General features: G+C 50.0%; 18 protein-coding genes. 11 read left to right on the top strand and 7 right to left on the bottom strand.

Annotated features, from left to right (window positions below):
- Positions 1–69: 69 nt before the first annotated feature.
- From M0D42_RS12090 to M0D42_RS12120, 7 genes are all read right to left on the bottom strand, one after another.
- Positions 70–615: an HdeD family acid-resistance protein gene (locus M0D42_RS12090; protein WP_265018862.1), complete on the bottom strand. Its 546-nt coding sequence runs from the start codon at positions 613–615 to the stop codon at positions 70–72.
- Between the two features lie 70 nt (positions 616–685).
- On the bottom strand, positions 686–2323 hold the full coding sequence (locus M0D42_RS12095; RefSeq protein WP_265018863.1) for an alpha/beta hydrolase: 1638 nt from the start codon (positions 2321–2323) through the stop codon (positions 686–688).
- Positions 2301–2609 carry a potassium channel family protein gene (locus M0D42_RS12100; protein WP_265018864.1) on the bottom strand — a complete coding sequence of 103 codons (309 nt, stop codon included), beginning with the start codon at positions 2607–2609 and terminating at the stop codon, positions 2301–2303. Before M0D42_RS12100 ends, M0D42_RS12095 begins: the two co-directional genes overlap by 23 nt.
- Positions 2610–2700: 91 nt before the next feature.
- The gene (locus M0D42_RS12105) at positions 2701–3786 is read right to left on the bottom strand and encodes an AI-2E family transporter (protein ID WP_265018865.1); all 1086 of its coding nucleotides are present in this window, start codon (positions 3784–3786) and stop codon (positions 2701–2703) included.
- Between the two features lie 408 nt (positions 3787–4194).
- A complete protein-coding gene (locus M0D42_RS12110) occupies positions 4195–5160 on the bottom strand; it encodes a retron St85 family RNA-directed DNA polymerase (protein WP_265018866.1) in 966 nt (321 codons plus the stop codon).
- Positions 5160–6068 (bottom strand): retron St85 family effector protein, encoded by a 909-nt coding sequence (locus tag M0D42_RS12115; protein ID WP_265018867.1) that lies wholly within the window; start codon positions 6066–6068, stop codon positions 5160–5162. Before M0D42_RS12115 ends, M0D42_RS12110 begins: the two co-directional genes overlap by 1 nt.
- 466 nt (positions 6069–6534) lie before the next feature.
- Positions 6535–6765 (bottom strand): type II toxin-antitoxin system Phd/YefM family antitoxin, encoded by a 231-nt coding sequence (locus M0D42_RS12120; protein ID WP_265018868.1) that lies wholly within the window; start codon positions 6763–6765, stop codon positions 6535–6537.
- A 235-nt stretch (positions 6766–7000) separates the two neighbouring features.
- Here M0D42_RS12120 and M0D42_RS12125 point away from each other — a divergent pair, with 235 nt between their 5' ends.
- The 11 genes from M0D42_RS12125 to M0D42_RS12175 all read left to right on the top strand — a co-directional run bounded on the left by M0D42_RS12125 (position 7001) and on the right by M0D42_RS12175 (position 17999).
- A complete protein-coding gene (locus M0D42_RS12125) occupies positions 7001–7204 on the top strand; it encodes a hypothetical protein (protein ID WP_265018869.1) in 204 nt (67 codons plus the stop codon).
- A 67-nt stretch (positions 7205–7271) separates the two neighbouring features.
- Positions 7272–7517 (top strand): hypothetical protein, encoded by a 246-nt coding sequence (locus M0D42_RS12130; RefSeq protein WP_265018870.1) that lies wholly within the window; start codon positions 7272–7274, stop codon positions 7515–7517.
- A gap of 231 nt (positions 7518–7748) precedes the next feature.
- On the top strand, positions 7749–8249 hold the full coding sequence (locus M0D42_RS12135) for a Tn7 transposase TnsA N-terminal domain-containing protein (protein ID WP_265018871.1): 501 nt from the start codon (positions 7749–7751) through the stop codon (positions 8247–8249).
- On the top strand, positions 8246–10399 hold the full coding sequence (locus M0D42_RS12140) for a hypothetical protein (RefSeq protein ID WP_265018872.1): 2154 nt from the start codon (positions 8246–8248) through the stop codon (positions 10397–10399). Before M0D42_RS12135 ends, M0D42_RS12140 begins: the two co-directional genes overlap by 4 nt.
- The gene (locus tag M0D42_RS12145) at positions 10392–11351 is read left to right on the top strand and encodes a TniB family NTP-binding protein (RefSeq protein ID WP_265018873.1); all 960 of its coding nucleotides are present in this window, start codon (positions 10392–10394) and stop codon (positions 11349–11351) included. Before M0D42_RS12140 ends, M0D42_RS12145 begins: the two co-directional genes overlap by 8 nt.
- On the top strand, positions 11338–13140 hold the full coding sequence (locus M0D42_RS12150; protein ID WP_265018874.1) for a TniQ family protein: 1803 nt from the start codon (positions 11338–11340) through the stop codon (positions 13138–13140). Before M0D42_RS12145 ends, M0D42_RS12150 begins: the two co-directional genes overlap by 14 nt.
- 417 nt (positions 13141–13557) lie before the next feature.
- The gene (locus M0D42_RS12155) at positions 13558–15075 is read left to right on the top strand and encodes a site-specific integrase (protein WP_265018875.1); all 1518 of its coding nucleotides are present in this window, start codon (positions 13558–13560) and stop codon (positions 15073–15075) included.
- 191 nt (positions 15076–15266) lie between these two features.
- Positions 15267–16337, top strand: a complete 1071-nt coding sequence (locus M0D42_RS12160) for a hypothetical protein (RefSeq protein ID WP_265018876.1) — start codon at positions 15267–15269, stop codon at positions 16335–16337.
- A 6-nt stretch (positions 16338–16343) separates the two neighbouring features.
- The gene (locus tag M0D42_RS12165; RefSeq protein WP_265018877.1) at positions 16344–16682 is read left to right on the top strand and encodes an STAS-like domain-containing protein; all 339 of its coding nucleotides are present in this window, start codon (positions 16344–16346) and stop codon (positions 16680–16682) included.
- A gap of 2 nt (positions 16683–16684) precedes the next feature.
- Positions 16685–17143, top strand: a complete 459-nt coding sequence (locus tag M0D42_RS12170; protein WP_265018878.1) for a hypothetical protein — start codon at positions 16685–16687, stop codon at positions 17141–17143.
- Positions 17144–17336: 193 nt separating this feature from the next.
- Positions 17337–17999 (top strand): recombinase family protein, encoded by a 663-nt coding sequence (locus tag M0D42_RS12175; protein ID WP_265018879.1) that lies wholly within the window; start codon positions 17337–17339, stop codon positions 17997–17999.
- Positions 18000–18321 lie beyond the last annotated feature (322 nt).

Below are 18321 nucleotides of genomic sequence, written 5' to 3' on the forward strand. Positions count from 1 at the left end.
TTGAAACATATCCCCACCCTGAATACTCGGCTGTCGCACCTGCTCCACGTCTGGTAGTAATGCGATTTACTACCCCACAGTGCTTTCCATCTTCTTCAAACCTGCGCCCATCGCCATATAAGCCCAACCGGAAGTCAAAAGGCTCAAACCGAACATTAACCCCAATGCCCATGAGGCCGTGCTTGGCAAACCTGCGAACACAAAGATACCCGCTACAACCCCAACGATGCCGGAAAGGATCATCACGCCCCTACCGGGTTTAGATGCTGAAGTAACCCCGACAATCAGCTCGAGTATGCCTTGCCCCACCAACTGAATCGCCAAGATGATGGTCAGTGTCAAAAGGCCGGTCAGGGGAAAGAATGCCAACCAACCGCCCACAAACAGGCAGATTGCACCGATCAAAAAGCTGAATAGAGGTGAAGGGCCACCTTGACGCAGCGCCGCGTACACAACCAATGCACCAAACAGCAAGAGCATCCAGCCTAGCATTACTTTGAGGGCTATTGTGGTGAAGATCGGGGCGGCAATCGCAATGATGCCGAGAATTACGGCGCCCACACCCACTCCGTACACGATTCCGCCCACTGTTGGATCACTGTTTGCTTCTTTCATCATCTGTCTCCTTTTGAGATATTGTGGCCAATGCTTTGACGGTTTTCGCTTCAGACCGTGGGCTCCAACTTCAATCAACTTCCGCATCAAGCTGCGTTTTCAACATCCTCGTTTGCTCATTGGTCCAGGTCTCAGAAGGGATGACTTCAAGCCAGGCATCAACGTAGCTGCTTGGAAGAAAGCTGTGTCCAAAGCCGTAGGGCGGGCTAGCTGAAATCGGGATGTCGAACAGAACTTGAAAGAACGTCACGACAGGATACCAATCGAAATATTGTGAAATATCCTCCGCACGACCTTCGTCAGACAACCAGTCTGGTCGTGCGTATAGAAGGCTCGCCCCAAACCACGACATCGGATCGCTGGCATGTTGGATATAGACGTAGCGTTGATTTGCCCATTCTGAGTACCCATCCCTCAGCGAGCTTTCCCTGCCGGTAAAACGCAACAGAGACCCATCTCCCACACGGGGAAGCCAGATCGGACTACCCTCCGTGCGGGAGGCAACCAATTCGCGCCATAGGTCAGATGGAAAGGGTGGACCACTGCGTAGGGCACCATCGATCGGGTCACTTAATGTCGCGAAATGCGACGCTGCAGCTTCGGACCCCATTGAACCCAGACTCAGGCCAAACAGATAGAGTTTTGGCCGAGTCTCGGCATCCATTTTAGTCCAGCGATCATAAACGGCATCAAATAGAGCTTTCGATGACTGCTTTGAACGGTTTGGATCTAGAAGGATCGTCATCCAACTTGGTGTGTAAGAGTATTGGAGACCAACAATGGCTGTGTCGCCGGCATGAATGTACTCCAGTGCGTCCACTGCGCCGGGGTCAAGCCAGCCTGTCCCCGTTGGGGTGCCAAGCACCAGAATGGAGCGATCGAACGCCCCTACCCGGTCCATCTCCGTAAGAACCAGATCAACGCGTTCAGACTCAGTTTCTGCTAGCTCCAGGCCGCCGTATATCCGGATCGGGTCCTGAGCGTTCTCGAGGCCAAATGCTTTCAGATCCTCACGAGATGGCCCGCTCACAATGAAGTCTTGACCCCATTTTCCAGTCTTGTCCCAGGTTATCAGGCTCGCGTCGCTGCCCGCCTGGGAAGACCTGACAGGTTGTTCCACACCTTCTTCGGATGTTCTGTTTGAGACGAAGTAGATGCCATCAAGAATGTCCACCGCGAGATTGGCCAAACCGCCGGTGATGCCGAAAATCGTTACCAGAATCACGCTGAGGAAGCTCAGAAGTGCTCCTGCCCGTCCCGGTAAGACATGCGTGATCTTTTCAACGGCCCTGCGCCACAGCCATTTGACACCAGCACCAATCGAAAAACAAACCAAGATCACAACGCTGGCCAGCGCAACGACTTGGACTACGAAGACAGCTGTCACTGCCTCCATGCCCATGATTTCCCGCAATTCATTTGCCCATGTAGTTGTGCGTAGACAGGACCAGCCGAAAAACAACAAGGCGCTGGCTAGGGCTAACAAGAACGCGTTGTTATGTCGTTTTGCAGGCAGCTCGAAGTAAGTCAGAACGACGATGGATCCGCGGCCTAGTGCGTAGCCAACAGAAAAGACGAGCCCCGTCAAAATACCTTGGACAAGAAAATTCCGAGGTATCAAAGATGGCGTCAAAGACATTCCGGCAAACACCACAGCCAAAACCAGGCCCAGCCAGCTGAGATGTTTAAGTCTCTCGGTTATGCCCATCAATATGCGCCTCCACTTCTTCCAATGCGTCGCGGATCATGGGGTCTTCTTTCACATGTCTGTAAAATTCCGACGCGACGCTCGTGGCCAAAACCACGAAGAGACCGACGCCTACAAAGACAAAACCAATGGTGAACAATTTCCCAACTGAGGTTTGTGGCACCACATCACCGTAGCCGATCGTGGCAGCCGTCACGACGACGAAATACGCTGAATCGAGCAATGACCATCGCTCGACCAGCCAATAGAATACAGTCGCCGCTCCCAGGACTGAGCTGTTGATCATCAGCAACCCGACCACCTTTCCCGCTGAAAAGGTCCGCGCCAACGATCTAACAAGGTGTATGTGAACCTTGAGAAATCTGAAATTGGTGACCTCAGACATCTCCACGTTCCGACATCATGACAGCAATGGGTCGCACTGAGGGGATCTCGGAAAGGATGATCATGATCACTGCGGTCAGAGGCACTGCAAGAATGGCCCCGATAGACCCCCAGACGACCATCCAGAACGATAGCGCAAGCAGAACCATAAATGGGCTGAGATTGACCGAACGTCCCAATAGTCGGGGCTCAAGAACATAGCCGACGTAAATCTGAGCAGCCATCAAGGTCACAAAAGCCAATATACCCAATATCCAGCTGCCAGTTTGCAGGAAAGCAATGACAACCGGGAAGAGTACGCCGACCACTGATCCGATGTAGGGAATATAGTTGAAGAGCGCGATCAGCAGCGCCCAAAATAATGCGAATTCGACGCCAAGCAGCAAGAGGATCACGAACGAAACCACTCCCAAAATCGCATTCACTAGCGTTTTGGCGCCTAGATAACTCCCAATCCGCTTGTTGATGTTGTTGGCCATCAAAATGGCACTAGCGGCTTTACCTTGATCAACGAAGGCCTTCTCTGTCTTCTTTGGCAAGTCATCCAATTCAGCCGCTAGAAAAGCGGCATAGAGTAACGCGGAGACAACTACAGAACCAAATGAGTAAACAACCGATATGAGGTATTCCATTATCGTGCCAAAACTGACCGTTTCGGATACTGTGGTACCAATACTCTCCCAGTCGATCGTCGTTTCCAAGCCCATGCTGTCCAGAAGCTGGGTCATCAAAACCTCAAGGTTTTCTGCATAGACCGGTACCGTCTCGGAAATGCTCTGTGCGTTTTGCGCAATGAAGAGGACTAGAAGTGAGAGAATTGCTAAGAAAAATATGATTACGGTAAACCTTCGAACTCCCCTTGGAAGATTCTTCATCCCTCCAAACCTTGCCAGTGCATCAGCGGCTGCCACATAGAGATAGACGCCAATGACGCCAATTAAGACTGGCAGGATAACTGACTTCCCTATGATGCAGAGCCAACCGATCAACACAGCCAAGCCAAGATAGCAGGACAACGCCAACAGCTGGACAAAGCCAGATGATGCACTGTTTGCTTTCTCGTTCTCGTTGATGTCCATGAAGTTCCTCCCTATGGGAACGTAGCTTGCATACGTATATGTTGCAAGTGCAAGCTTATATCTCATTGAACCTGTAAGAAGTTGCTGAGAGTGCTGATTTGTTGAATGAAACCGAAGCGCCGAACGTCTGGTTCCCGTAAACGCATTTTCGATGGCGAGAACTGATGATCCACAAGGTTGGAACGGGCGCGTTCCTGTCATTGGCTGCGGCGCGGAGACGGCCCGAGCCAAACATTCGTGAACATCGCGGCGAAGGTGTCAGTAGAGCCCAGTTTTCTGGATGCTGCGCGAACCACCAATGACTGCTATGCGCAGATGTAGCAGACTTTGCAAAGTAGAATGAGTTGTCCAATAGAAGACCTGAGCAAATGCACTGGACAATGGGCTAATTCCATTCAGGAACTGAAATCAAAGCCATGGAATTGGTTGAAACTCTGGGTCTGGCGCTACCTCCAAATTTGGGTGCCGCAGAACCTCGTCGATCACGCCATCTCCATATTTTGAACGTAAGTTTTTTTCGAACTCAGGTTCAATATCGCGAGCGAAAGCCAGTAGGCCACGCATATAATAAATCTCCCCAGCATCCAGTTTACCGTTTAACCAACGGTGAACCAGCGCTTTTATTTCACGTTTTCTTTCGCGGCCAATCGACAATTTATGGTCCGAAGTGATGATCACACCTGTGACCCGCCTGGCATATTTTTTGGATAAGTAAGTTGTCTTACGCCTGTTTAGTCGAAGCGTAAGGTGAGCGACATCTCTCTTTGCTTTCGCGATCAGTGGTTCAAGCTTTTTTAGTCGGTCCGGTTCGTTTGCCGAAATAAAAAGGTCATCTGCGTATCTAGAATAAATAAGCCCTTTAGACTGGCACCAGTCGAAAAGTGCCCTGTCAAAATCAAACATCATGGCATTCGTCAACGCCGGTGAACTTGGTGCGCCGATTGACAGACGGCCAAATCGACACACGATATTTCCGACAAATCGCAAATCGTCGTCATCAAAAGGCATGCCCAGCTTTTCAGCCTCTTGTTTAACGAAATTTTCGACCTGCGTTTGACCGAATGATGGAAAGAAATTCGCAAAGTCATATCGGTTTGTGTATCTACTCGTCCTATGTCTCTCCGCGTTCTCTCTAACGCCGCTCCCCTTCCTGTAGGCCGTCGCAGCATGATGGACCGGAAATCTGTCGATGATTACTTTGGTAATCCATCTTTGCAGGGCCTTGATTTCACGACTTGGGTGCTCGATCTTTCTGTGCCCATGCCCCCGTTTAGGGATGAGGTAAACTTTGTACCGTCGATCTGCGCTTGCAGCCAGATGCCGAAGATCTTGCACGTCAAGTTTTGTAGTTCTTGCGATCTGTTGAATCAGCATCAGTCCAGTTCCTTTAAGATCGCCTGGAAATCACCATCGGCAGCAAAAAGTTGCGCGGAGATATCAACCGTCAGCTCGCTATGAGCTGTCTTAAAGCCGTCGCGTAATTGAAGAGCCTGAGGTTTGCCATCATGCACTGTGAGATGACCATAGTCCCCAATTTCAATAAGTCGCTTCGAACCCAACAAGATTGAAATAATTTTCTTCACTTTACTTGCACTGAAGTGGTTTCCAAAAAGAGCTGTCAAAAAAAACTCAATGTCATCGGTTGTGGCGATCACCAGAAGTTCGACTAGCTGGTGAGCCAATGCAAACAACTCAAATGAGCTCATTTTTGAGAATTCAACTACGGAAAACTGTCTGCGATTCCCCTTTAGCTTCACTCGATCAACAATTCTTTGCGACACCAAACTGAAATCGGGGTTTTGATAGTCCATCTGAATTGATGTTTTGAAGATAGACTTTTTATCGACCTTGCTTGCTGGGCCAAGAGATATGAAACTGTCAGATCTTTGGTGATTGGAATCTAATGCCAAGACAATCTTCTTAACAAGGTCCTCTTGTCCTGAGAAATATCCCAGTTCTGCGAACGATCCAGGTGCTTCGGGAAATAAAACAATGGCCAAGGAAAGGTCCCCAATCAGCTTCTCAAAGTCGGCGATGTCGAATGGTTCGGTGTCTCCCATTGAAAAATAATCAAGCATGGCAAACTCAGGCTCGAAGAACTCATGCTCAGGTAGTAGCGCCGCAAACTTTTTTTGAAACTGACGCCGCATGTCTTCGTCTTCGTTGCCGCCGCAAACGAAAACAATGTTGCTCTGGCGAAGGATGCTAAAGCCATTCTTCAAAAGCTGGATCACCCTACTGCGTAGCTCTTTATTGGTATCGCTAAGCAGCGGGTGATCCATTCTTTTCTCTTACTTAAGCGACCGACTTCGAAATGTTTGTCGGCTCCGAGGAGGAACGACCGGTGACGACAAACATTTCGAAGTCGGCGCCCAAAGTCGTTCAATCAAAATCAGCCTGGCAAATCACCCGGCATAGAGCGTTTTTAAAAACACCCAGCTAAGAGTAGGGCAATCGTACAACTATGCGTATCATCGTCAAGATCCAATCAGCTTTGGCGTTATTTAACAAATACCGTGCTCCGTCTCGAGCAAATGAATGGCTGCTTTGGGCTGCGACCGGACATTCAGAGGAAGATGTGGATAGGCAGTTTTGTCCGCAAACTCGACATTAGTGCGGGTCGCAGCGAATGTCAGCTTCCCGCCCATAATTCCAAAGTTGTGAGAACTCGCCGCGAAGAGGTGCGACATCATTCTCTTCTAACTGTGTTTTAGAATTCTGCCGGAAAGCTGGCCATTCACGTTTCGTCTACTCCGCGTCGGACTTGATGGTCGCTATCGACTCCATCAACCGTTGAGCGTTCTTTGGCGAACCCAACAGATAACTTGTTTCGTCGAAAGAGATGTAGTCTGCCAAGGGCAACATGACGATTGCTCTTTCATCACCGAGTGAGATTTGGACTGGTTTACGGGACTCGCAGACTTCGGTGAAGATCGAACCGAAATCGACATCTACTTCTTCAAAAGTCATCGTTTTCATAATTGGGTCCTCCCAATTTGGACATTCTTCACTCTAACCTTAACGCCTTACCTGAAAGTGCGTCATAATCTGAAGTTTTTTCCACCAAAAAAATTCTCTCTGCTTCGGTGTCCGGATGTCGCCAAACTGATATTTTCTCCGCCGATTTCAGCCTAAAAATGCACTCTGATAAAGCACTAGACCGCAAATATCACAAGCGTCCCGAAGAAATGGCAAAAACTGCGATTTCACGACGATGGATAAGAACATCCGACATTTCAACAAGTTGCTGGAAATCAGCATCCGTGCGCTGGTTAGAAAAATTGGAACGAACGGGAAAAATCGGAATCTTGGGGAAAAATCCGCCTCAAACGGAAAAATTTGCATAGCCAGAAAAAATCTGCATCGCCACGAAAAATTAGCAATTTCAGAAGGATACGACCAGCACCAAGGCTCTTGATAACGAATCAATTACTGTGGCACTACACGAGTGATTCGGAACTGTGGCAATTTCAAAGGGTGATGTTTTGACGAAGAAGGCAAAGCACTGCGATCGAGAAAATCGAGCGCGTATCCGCTATCTTCTAGAGATGTCAGGGGAGAATTTCTCTTCCGCGGCAGCTCAAATCGGCGTCTCTGCAACTTTGGTCGGTTCTGTTGCTGCGGGACGTACGCGCTCGCGCAGAGTTGAGGCCTCATTGGCAAAAATGCTTGAGGTCCCTTTGGAAGAACTCTTCCCATCTCTCTATCCGGCAAAGGAGCAAAACACCTAATCGAGCATGATCAGGGAAGACAAAGAGTCCAATGCCAATAAAAAAGGCCCTCCTGTTGGAACCAGGAAGACCCTTTGAAACGTCAAACATGTAGATCTGACGCCTCTTCATCACCTGAAAACTAAACGTAGTCAACCCGCTGATTGAGTCAGCGGGCTCTACAAATTCATCCAATTCTATGAAGAGGAAATCGGTGGGTACTGCTTCGGCGTGCCTATCGACACAACAAACATGTCCAAATCAAAGATCTACCGCATGCCTCATCCGAGCCGTGCGACCCGAAAGGTTGTGAGCAGATCACGCGCAAGCCTGCGCGGATTTCTCATCGCAATGTTGCCAGCCTTTCGATGGCCAAGGGAACTGCACTTCGAAAGCGAGCTTGAATACCGCTTTTTGTGTTTGATGCTCATCCGCGAAGACATCTTCGACATCTGGGACCAGCCAACCGCCATCAAATACGTTGGCCGCGATGGCCGCCCAGCGTCCCACACCTTCGACTTTCTGGTGATAATGCTTGACGGCACTAAGGTCGCCGTCGCGATCAAGCCAGAAGACCGAGCAGCATCAATAGGCTTTACCGAAGAACTAGAGTTGGTCGCCCAGGCAATGCCTAAACAATTTGCCGATCAAACGATCCTTGTCACCGAAAATCAACTGAACCGCAAAGCAGCGCGTGCAGCAGCGCGCAAGCTCGCACAAACACGCCCATCTCTCGTTGAGGAAGCATCATGACACATCCTAACCAACGAAGCACAACTGATATGTTCACGCATAACGATATCGGTTTTCGGCCGGTTGAAATTACAAGCGTTGGCATGGTCGCCGAACGGCTCAATAACCCTGAGGTCTGCGAAACATTCACAAATGAACGCCTAGCCGAGCTGCAAAATTCGCCAAGTTTCAGGTACTATCCCAAGTTCTTTTCCCGAGAGGAACAACTCAACAACGAGAGTGCAGGTTGCGAGTCAATTGGTGAATTGGAACATGAAGATCAATCCTTGATCCTCTGGAGCGAGGCAGTCGTAAAAGCCGTTATGAAGCTACACGCCGACGGCAAAATCAAGCTCACCGAGACTGACTACCACCGCAACCTTTCGCTCATCGCAGTTGAAGTAAACTCCCTCGATGGACAAGACTATAGCAATCGCAAAAAACGGCGAGCTGGGGCAAAGCTTGAGAGTAGAGCATTACCCTGCGCACGTACCGCACTTGAGTGGCGCCGCACCTACATCCGGGCAGGCTACAATCCTGTAGCCCTACTCCCTAAGCAAAAACGATCCGGAAACAGAAACCGGCGTTGGTGCATAGATACCGAACGGTATGCACTTCGGGTCATCGACCACTACTGCGCGGAGAAAATTTCGAAACCCAAAGCAGTGTCCAGAACGCTGGACGACATCAAAGCAGAGAATGAACGTCGAGAGCAGAACGGGGAACCGCTTTTAACTGTCCCTTCGAGGCGCGCCATTTTCGATCGCTTAAGGCTCGCCTCCCCTTACCGTGTTTGCGCTCGTCGCGAAGGCATTGATGCAGCAAACCGTAAATTCAATCTTTACGAGACTGGTGTGGACGTCGAAGATCCGCTTGAGCGTGTTGAAATGGATGGATGCAAGCTCGATTTGATCAGCGTCTTTTCTTATTTCAGGATTCTGGATTTTCTACCGCCTGAGCGCAGAAAGGCTCTCGAGCGTGGCCGACGTTGGCTTTACGCAGCCATAGACTGCCGGACCAAAGTGATCCTCGCGCTTCGGTTAGCAGAAAACCCGTCCGCCGACGTGGCGGTCAAAACTCTCAGAGATGTCTATTCCGACAAGTCGGATATCGCGGCGGCCTGTGGATGTGATGGTAGTTGGCACGAAGGTGGCCCCGTGGGGGAGTTAGTTACAGACCAAGGGCCAGAGTTTTATTCAGTAGAGTTCCGCGCGGCGGCTTCAGCGCTCGGCACCACACTAAAATACCCACCCGCTGGGATGCCTTGGATGCGCGGACAAATTGAAAGGTACTTCAAGAATTTGGGGCATCATTTGCTCCCTCTACTTAGTGGTCGCACAGGGTTCAACCCTAAAGATCGAGGCGATTATCCGTCTAAAGAAATGGCTTGTCTCACAGATGACGAACTCATTCAGCTAATCGTGCGGTTTGTTGTCGATGTGTACCACAATGAGCCGCACAGCTCATTGGGAGGAGAGACACCAAAAGACTGTTGGGAGCGGCTGACACAACAAGTTCCGCCACCTGCTCTCCCAGATGGTCAAGCGATACGCTTCGCGTTTGGTCGCAAGTTCGTCCGAACCATCAAAGGGAATGGTGTGACCTTCGCTGACATTGGCTACAGTTGCGATGCACTTAAGGAGGCTTTCAACCATTCTCCTAATCGCACTGCAGAAATCTGCGTCGATTTGCGTGATCTGGGGTGGATAATGGTGAAGGTCGGCGACAGCTGGCACCCTGCCCGCTCCAACGTGCCCGGTATGGATGGTGTATCCCACGACCAGTTGAAGGAAGCTAAACGCGCCCTGTCATATAAATATAGTGCCCAGGCGGAGTTAACTGTTCCGATCATTCGCAAGGCATTGTCGGACATCAGTGATGTAAATCGCGCCGCCATGCGGAGAATGGAACTGACCCCGTTTCATACGACTGACGAAGAGATTGAGCGCAACGAAGGAACGTTCCGTTTCTCCTTACGTACTCAAACTGAAATTGACGATCCAGACGGATACGGTCTCGATCCACTGTCTGAGGGGATCTTGATATCTCCGCCTGTGCGAGACGAGCACTCAGCATCTTCGAAAAACGTACCAATAGCCTGTGATGCATCTATCAACGCAGCGATCCCAACTCACAAGCCCTCAAAGAAGTGGACCTTCGACAATGACTGATATGTTTGAAACCGCCGCGAAAATGACTGAGCTGAAGAAGTTGTTTGTTCAGCACGAGCGCTTTGACCCACTTTACAATCAGTTTCAACTTCTCATGCAGAAGCGCCTGGCAGACATCAATGCTGGTGAAGTGAACGAGGCGCACGGCATCGCGCTCTCAGGCGGTTCCGGCGCAGGCAAAAGCAGGGCTATCGACAAACTCATCTCGAGAGCCAGAAAGGAGGGTGGAGCTGACGGGCTGTCTCCGACGGCTATCGTGAGCGTTAAGATCCCTTCCCCAGCAACACTGAAATTCGTTGGCCAGAAGATCCTTCGCGCCCTGAACTTCAATCTGAGCAGTGAGCGCCAGGCTTGGTATATTTGGGATCTTGTACACCATCAGCTTCGAGAACAGGAGGTCCTGTTCCTACATTTGGACGAGGCACAGGACCTAAGCAAACGGGGATCGCGATCAGAGTTGAACGAGATTGCGTCTATGCTCAAATCGCTCATGAGCGACCCTGAATGGCCTGTTGGAATACTACTTTCGGGAACACCCGAACTTGAGAGTATTCTTAATCACGACCCCCAGCTTTCTCGCAGAATGAAGTCCGTGCGCTTTACACCAATTACGACATCGCTGCAGGCACCAGATATCCAGGATCTTCTCCGAGAATACGCGTCGGCGGCCCAGGTCTCTTTGAACTCAGAGATATCAGAACTCATCTTTGCGGAGCGCATCATTCACGCAGCCGCCAACGAGTTCGGATTGGTGATCGAGCTTATCTTGGCAGCGATTGAAGAGGCATTCATTGAATCTACAACCACCGTTGAGCGGAGACATTTCGAACAGGCCTATCTGGCGCGCACAGCATGCTCCCCTGCCCTCAATCCGTTCATTGCATCCGACTACTACCGGATCAATACACGTCAGGTTTTTGCCCTAAAGGATAGCGAGCATGCATACCTTTAACCAGCGGCTCCCGCTCCTGGTCCCATTTAGGATCGGTGAGACGGCTTTCTCTCTCGCCTCACGCCTTGCACGTCGAAATGGCATCGGGCGCTTGGTGAATTTCTGTTCAGATGTTGGCCTCAACTACAAAGAGCTGATTGTTGGAGACGGTGTTCAAATCGAGCGGTTAGCGATGCTAGCCGCCGTCGACGCAGATGAGTTGAAATTCTGGACCCCTCGCGTGCTTGAACGAGGATGGTTTCAGCTTGGCAAAGCTGAACTAAAATTCACCAGTTTCACCAGAAACCGTACAAAGGTTTGCCCTCAATGCTTGAAGGAAGATCGAAACCTCGATCCAAAGAGCTTGCCGGCACATCGCGGAATTTGGCAGCTCAACTCCATCAGAAGCTGTCACATACACAATTGCACTCTTCAGGATTTGCCTGCTTCGAAATCAGGTAAACCACAATTCGACTTTGCTGAAGTACTAGATACAGCGGCAATCACCCAAAGCGAACCAATTGATCCCGCAACTCAAGAATTTGAAAAACACCTGCGGAGGAGGATCGGAGGTACGGAGGACAAGTCCTGGTTTGGTCGCCTTCCCTTTCATGTGGCGTCACAGACCGCTGAGAACCTTGGTGCTCTATTGCTTTTCGGCCCGGATCGACACCGCGATACGCTGACATCGAAAGAATGGATCGAGGCTGGCGCACATGGTTTCACCACAATGAGGCATGGGGCTTGGCTGGTCAAAGATGCTCTCGCGCGTTTCCAGCGCAAAGCACCTATCGACCACACCTTGTATCGGACACGTTTCAAACTCTTCTTCGATTGGCTCCGTGAACGGGACGAAGACCCGGCTTTTGATGTCATCCGCGATCTGGCTCGGGAATTTGTATTCACGAACTATCCAATCCCCACCGGCGCAGTTGTGTTGGGGGAGCCCTGCCCCAAGCAGACCGTATTCACCATATCCAAGGCAAGTCGAACATTTGGCATCTCTCAAAAACACCTGGGAATGCGGTTAGTTGATCTTGGCATCGCGAAAATCGCAAAAAGTGGCAAAAGCTATGAGTTGAAACGGTACATTGATGAAGACCTTATCCTGAAAATCAAAGCCGACATTGAACAGCTGCGGAATGCCTCGGAAACATCCGATGCGCTTGGCATGCATTACCTTGTCTTGCGGCAGCTATCGGCAGCAGGGCTGATCAAGAAGTTCTTTTCAAATCCCAAAGCATCACCGCTTTATCATCCGAAGGAACTGGAAAGGTTCCGAGCGCAATTCAAAGAACTCGATCAGGATCAAGAAACCACCGACGGTTGGGAAGAAATCACGACTGCGGCAAAACGGTTCAAATGCCCCATCGCGAAAGCGGTAAATCTTATCCTTGAGCACAAACTCCCGCTTCGACGAACATCCAAACATTCAGGGAAGTTTTCAGACCTATGCGTGAATATCTATGCTCTGTCTGATTTGCTCCGGCTCAGCACCGCGAACACTTTGAGCCTTGGTTCTGCCAGTTCGCAACTGGATATCAACATGCGAGCTCTTAACAGCTTGATCGATCAACGTTTGCTCAGAGTGGTCACGACTAAGGATGCCGATGGACCAGACATTCGAACGAGCATCGACAGCAGATCCTTTGATCAGTTTCGAAGGGATCACATCAGTCTGAAAGAACTGGCTCGCGAGAATGATAGACCCCCAGATGAAGAACTGTTGCGATGTCTGGAAATCGGCGCCTTTCCATTGGATCTAAAAAGTAGAAACAGCATCGTTTTTCGAAGATCAGACGTTATCTAAAACTCTAACCGGCCTCGCGCCGGTTATTTTTTTGGCCTGTGAGAGGCAAGGTTATGCTTCCAAAAAGGTAAAGTAAGTGTCGAAGTGGAAAACAGGCCCATTGATTTTATTGAATAAATTTTAGTGCCAGAGGCAAAACTTTGCTGCACGGTACACTTACAGTTCAATATGATAGCCGAACATTAGAGTGGTGTGACACACAGGTGTGACACAACAATGCGGCTACATGCATATCTTACAAAGTCCCGACACGGCATTTTTTACTTCCGTTGGCCACTGCCAAGGACTGATCCAAGCCAAACGCGCAAAACTATTAGATTGTCATTGCGTACGAGATGCCCGTTAGAGGCTGGAACTCTCTCCAGACATCTTGCAGTGTTCGGCCAATCATTAATGTCTCACATGGACACGACGGGCATGGAACACAGCGAACTCCGGGCAAAAGTTGAAACCTACTTTCTTGGACAGTTGGAAAGGGGCATTGCTAGACGCAGTTCTCTTGGGCCTCTGACCGACGAGGAAAAAACACGACATCGCCAGAGCGTTGATTTGCTAAAAATGCCAAACGAAGACTTCTGGAGAATGATGGGGCGTGAAAACGTCAGAAGCGAGATCAAAGCATTTTGCGAATCTGCGGGCATCTCCGACGAGGACTGCAAGAACCACTTTTGGGCGATACTAGATGAGATCAGGAAGGCGAAAATAGGTTCGTATGAGGCTATGGAGGCCCATGCGGAGTCTTTGAACCATTACAACTTCTCTACGGCCTTGAACAGCTCTGTCAGAGCGCCCATGACCACTGATGATGCCTCCCGTTGCACAACCCGCGCAACACCGTCACAGCAGCCATCTGGCCCGCTTCTGTCCGAGTTGTTTGCCCAGCGCCTTGCAGACGCCAAAGCAGCGGGTGAGTGGTCTCCCAAAGCTCTGGAGGACTACCAATCGTGGGCAGAACTTTTCATCGAATTGCAAGGCGACCGCCCAATCTTGACGTACCTCAAGGCGGACGCGCGTGAATTCAAAACAGCATTACTCTCGCTTCCCGCCAACCGAAATAAGAAACCCCAAACTCGAGGTTTACCCGCCAAAGACGCAATCGAGGCTGCCAAGGAATACGCTCTCCCAACTATCGCAACTAACACCGTCAATAAGGCGCTCGGAAGAATGCAAGCGATATGGAAATGGGCCGATAAGCAATTGGATGCAGACGTAGCCGATATATTTGGCCCGATGAAACTGACAAATGTCACCTCGGCAAGGGACGAACATCACCCGTTCTCGATGGAGCAACTGCAAACCATCTTTGACAGCCCACTCTACACAGGATGCAAATCAAAGCGGTTCCGGACCAAACCCGGCTCCACGGACATGAGCGCGACTAGTTGGTATTGGCTTCCTCTTCTTGGACTTTGGACAGGTGCCCGCTTGAATGAACTATGCCAGTTGCGCATTGAGGACATCGACGATGAAGACGGCATTCCATTTCTTAAGATCCACGAGGGGGATGGGACGCAGCGAGTTAAGTTTGGAAAACACCGAGTCGTCCCGCTACACCCAACACTAACGAAACTAGGCGTCCTTCAATACGCCAAACACCAAAGAGACAAAGGCGGAGACCGGTTATTCCCAGAACTAAAACTGGGGTCCTCCGGTTACTATTCGGATCAGGCAAGTAAAGACTTTAGCAACTATATCCAGAGCATCGGGGCGAAGACGCCTAAGACCTCATTTCACTCATTTAGGCACAACTTCAAGGATGCCTGCCGTCATGTTGGGATTAACTCGGACCTAAACGATATTCTTCTTGGCCACGCACTCCCCGGCATGTCAGGTCGTTATGGAGACGGCAAGGTGCCGGTAAAGGTGCTACACAATGCTGTATGTAAGATCAGGTATGATGCGGTTGGAATGGATCACCTTTATAAGGAGTTTTAGATCAACTTCCCACTGGGGCCAGAGCTTGAGAACGCGGTTTGCACATTGACTTCAATACGTCCAATGTACATCAAATACCGCTACATTCGAGAACACAGAACTTAAACCCAAATCGTTGGCATCCCCTGCTCTTTACGAGCAATTACGTGAATGCTGCGCGGAAGAGCGCTGAATTTAGAGGCCTAATTTAATTGAAAAAACTTTCCTTCAAACGCCGCATAGCATTTGTACGCACCGCTCAAGCAAGATGGAAAAAAGACCTATACCGTAAACAGCTTCGCAAAAGTAAAAAGAAGCGGAAGGTTGCAAAAAAAGCGCCTACTGAGGTTCGGATCATTCCACCATCCGTTTTCAGTTTTTCAAACAACTACGACGCAACAGTCAACTGCCTCCGGGAACTAAAGGCTGCAGCACTCAAAGTAGATGAAAATGGGCACCATGAGACGGTTTTTCTCGATCTTGAACCTATTCAGGAAATTTCAGTGGCTGGCGCGCTTGTGCTGGCTGCTGAGATTGATCGGTGGCGGCTCACAGTTAGAAAGAAGATCAAGCCTCGGAACACAAAAAACTGGAACTCAAACGTGCATGCCTTGCTCTCGGGGCTGGGGTTCTTTGATCTGCTCGGCGTGACATCGCCCATCGAAGACGTTCACGACGACACGAAAGAAATCACTGTACTTCCAATGGTGAGTAGCACTCTGTTGGACGCGCGATTGCTCAAAACGCTATCGCAAATATCCGAAGTTCTTCACAAAGATCCCTCCGTCTATGACGGCCTTGTGGAAGCGGCATACAATGCCACAAAACACGCATATCCAAAAGGTCACAAATGGGAGTTTCTGCCTGCCACAGAGGGATGGTGGGCTACCGCCAGTTGGAACCCAGCCAACGGAAGCGTAAAGTTCATTGTCTACGATCAAGGCGTAGGTATTGCAGCAACGCTTCCCCGTTGGGAAGGGTGGGAGAAAGTCAGAGAATTACTGTCTCACTTGCCACTTGGAAGCGCACTCAATGACTCTTCAAAAATGATACAGGCTGCGCTGGAAGTTGATAGGACATCTCTTGAAGGAGGACACGGCAAAGGTTTGCAAGATGTTGTGTCTTTGGTTGATGGCTTCGAAGGTGCTAAAGTTCGAATATTGAGCGGAACCGGCGAGTTACTATATTTAAAGGGTGGAACGGTTGAGTTGAGAGATCATGAGTCGCATATAGGCGGGACGCTAGTGGAGTGGACTATCCCCACCCATGCCCTTGGAGAATGACGTGAGATGGACCAATTGATTAATATTGCTGAGGACTACACGGAGTTCCCAGGCGGTCGCTACGTTGAAGATGGCGATGGCAACGGAACAACGTTCCGAGAGGAGTATTTACTCCCCGCCATGAAACGCAATGACGACGATGTAGTTAGCGTCATTTTGGACGGTGCTGCGGGGTACCCGTCATCATTCCTAGAAGAGGCTTTCGGGGGGCTTGTGCGTGAGCATGATTTTACGCCTGAAGATGTTCTAAAGAGATTTAAGTTCATTGCGAACGAACCCGGTTTTTCCCGATATGTTGCTCTCATCGAACAATACGTAACGCAAGCTCAGCGCAAGGACACATAGAATTGCCTGAAACCACCATCTCGCCGTTTTTGTCAGCGGCTATCGGTGTTGCAGCGGCGCTTTCCGTGAAGGGTGTGGAAGTTTTGCTGGCGCGAGTTTTTAAGCGCTCGGACAAGCTCGACTCTGTTAGGGATGCGGATGTAACTCTTTTGAAGCAAGTTGTTTTCGAAGTTCGCGACTTATCGAAAGACTACTGGTGTGCGAATGGAAGAGATGAACAGTGTGAAGGCGCGCTTACCGGAAGGTTACTATTTCTTGGCCACGTTTGCGACGAATTGTTCTCGAAAAGACTCGACAGCTTGCGCAGTGTTCAAGTCTGTCTGAATCGATTAGATAGCGCCTGTACAAGTGGGCAATTCGGCACTAATTCTCGCAAGTCTGAACCTTTCCGATGCTCTCAAATTGAGAAGGCAGCGTACACACTTGCCTACGAAGTGGCGAAGCAGCGCAGAAAGCTATGAGCTTACCTTGCACACCTTACCGATCTAAAATTTTCGACACATTTTTTTGAGCACATATCTATTCCGTTCACCGGACGTGTTTCCCCCATACCCCCCTTAAGTCATCACATCTGTTACACCCACAACCCTCCTTGACGATTGCAACATCGAACCATAACTTCAGTACATTCGAATGGAAGTGGGAACGATCCAGTTGCAAAAGTACGTAATTTACACGCGCGTAAGCACACAAGAGCAGGGCCGCAGTGGGCTTGGCCTAGAAGCACAGGACCGAGACATTGAGTTGTTCCTAAGTCAGTTTAACGACAAACCTTACAGCGTTTTGGAGCGATGTACCGACGTACTAAGTGGGACCAATGACGACCGACCGGAGCTCGACCGGGCACTTGGCGTTTGCCGTAAGACAGGAGCGACCCTGTTGGTGAGTAAACTCGACCGCTTGTCCCGAAAGGTCTCCACTATCTCCGCCATCATGGACGACAAGAAAGTAAAGCTGCGGGTCGCGCAGATGCCATATGCCGACAAGTTCCAACTACATATCCACGCTGCACTAGCAGAACAGGAACGAGAGTTCATCTCAGCACGCACTAAGGCAGCACTCGCAGAAGCAAAGGCCAAAGGTGTTAAGCTGGGCGGGCTGCGAGATGCGACTATGAAACGAAACGAAATAGTCAAAGCCAATGCAGCCGCTAGGGCTGAGAAGGTGGCGGGCATTGTGTTGCCACTTCGTGAAGCCGGGGAACCGCTACGAGAGATCGCAAATCGATTGAATGAGGCAGGCGTAGCCACGGCCCGTGGCGGCTCATGGCAAGCCTCTCAGGTGAAGCGCGTACTAGATCGGCTTGAGAGCCGCTGAGCGCGCTCGCAAGCGCTGTCAGCGCATTTTCCAGCCCAACCCCGCTCAGGACATTACCCGAACTGAGCGCGGCGCACAGAGGTTCTGGCGATATCTGTTTTCTTCGTCCGAAGGAACCTTGTCGGAGCAACGTAGTTTTAGCCAAATAGCTACATAACGCTAGTGCTAATTCAGCAGACAAAATTCGCAACACACCTGTGAAGAAAAATCCTTGCAAGACAAATGCTTACTTTAACCCTCCCTCCACAGACGGAGAGGATAATTAATACTCCAAGATTACTTCTGTATTAATCTAGATATACTCTAAAACTGGTATCTAGAT

Origin of the sequence: Cognatishimia activa, from assembly GCF_026016445.1 — a bacterium.
Lineage (GTDB): Bacteria > Pseudomonadota > Alphaproteobacteria > Rhodobacterales > Rhodobacteraceae > Cognatishimia > Cognatishimia activa_B.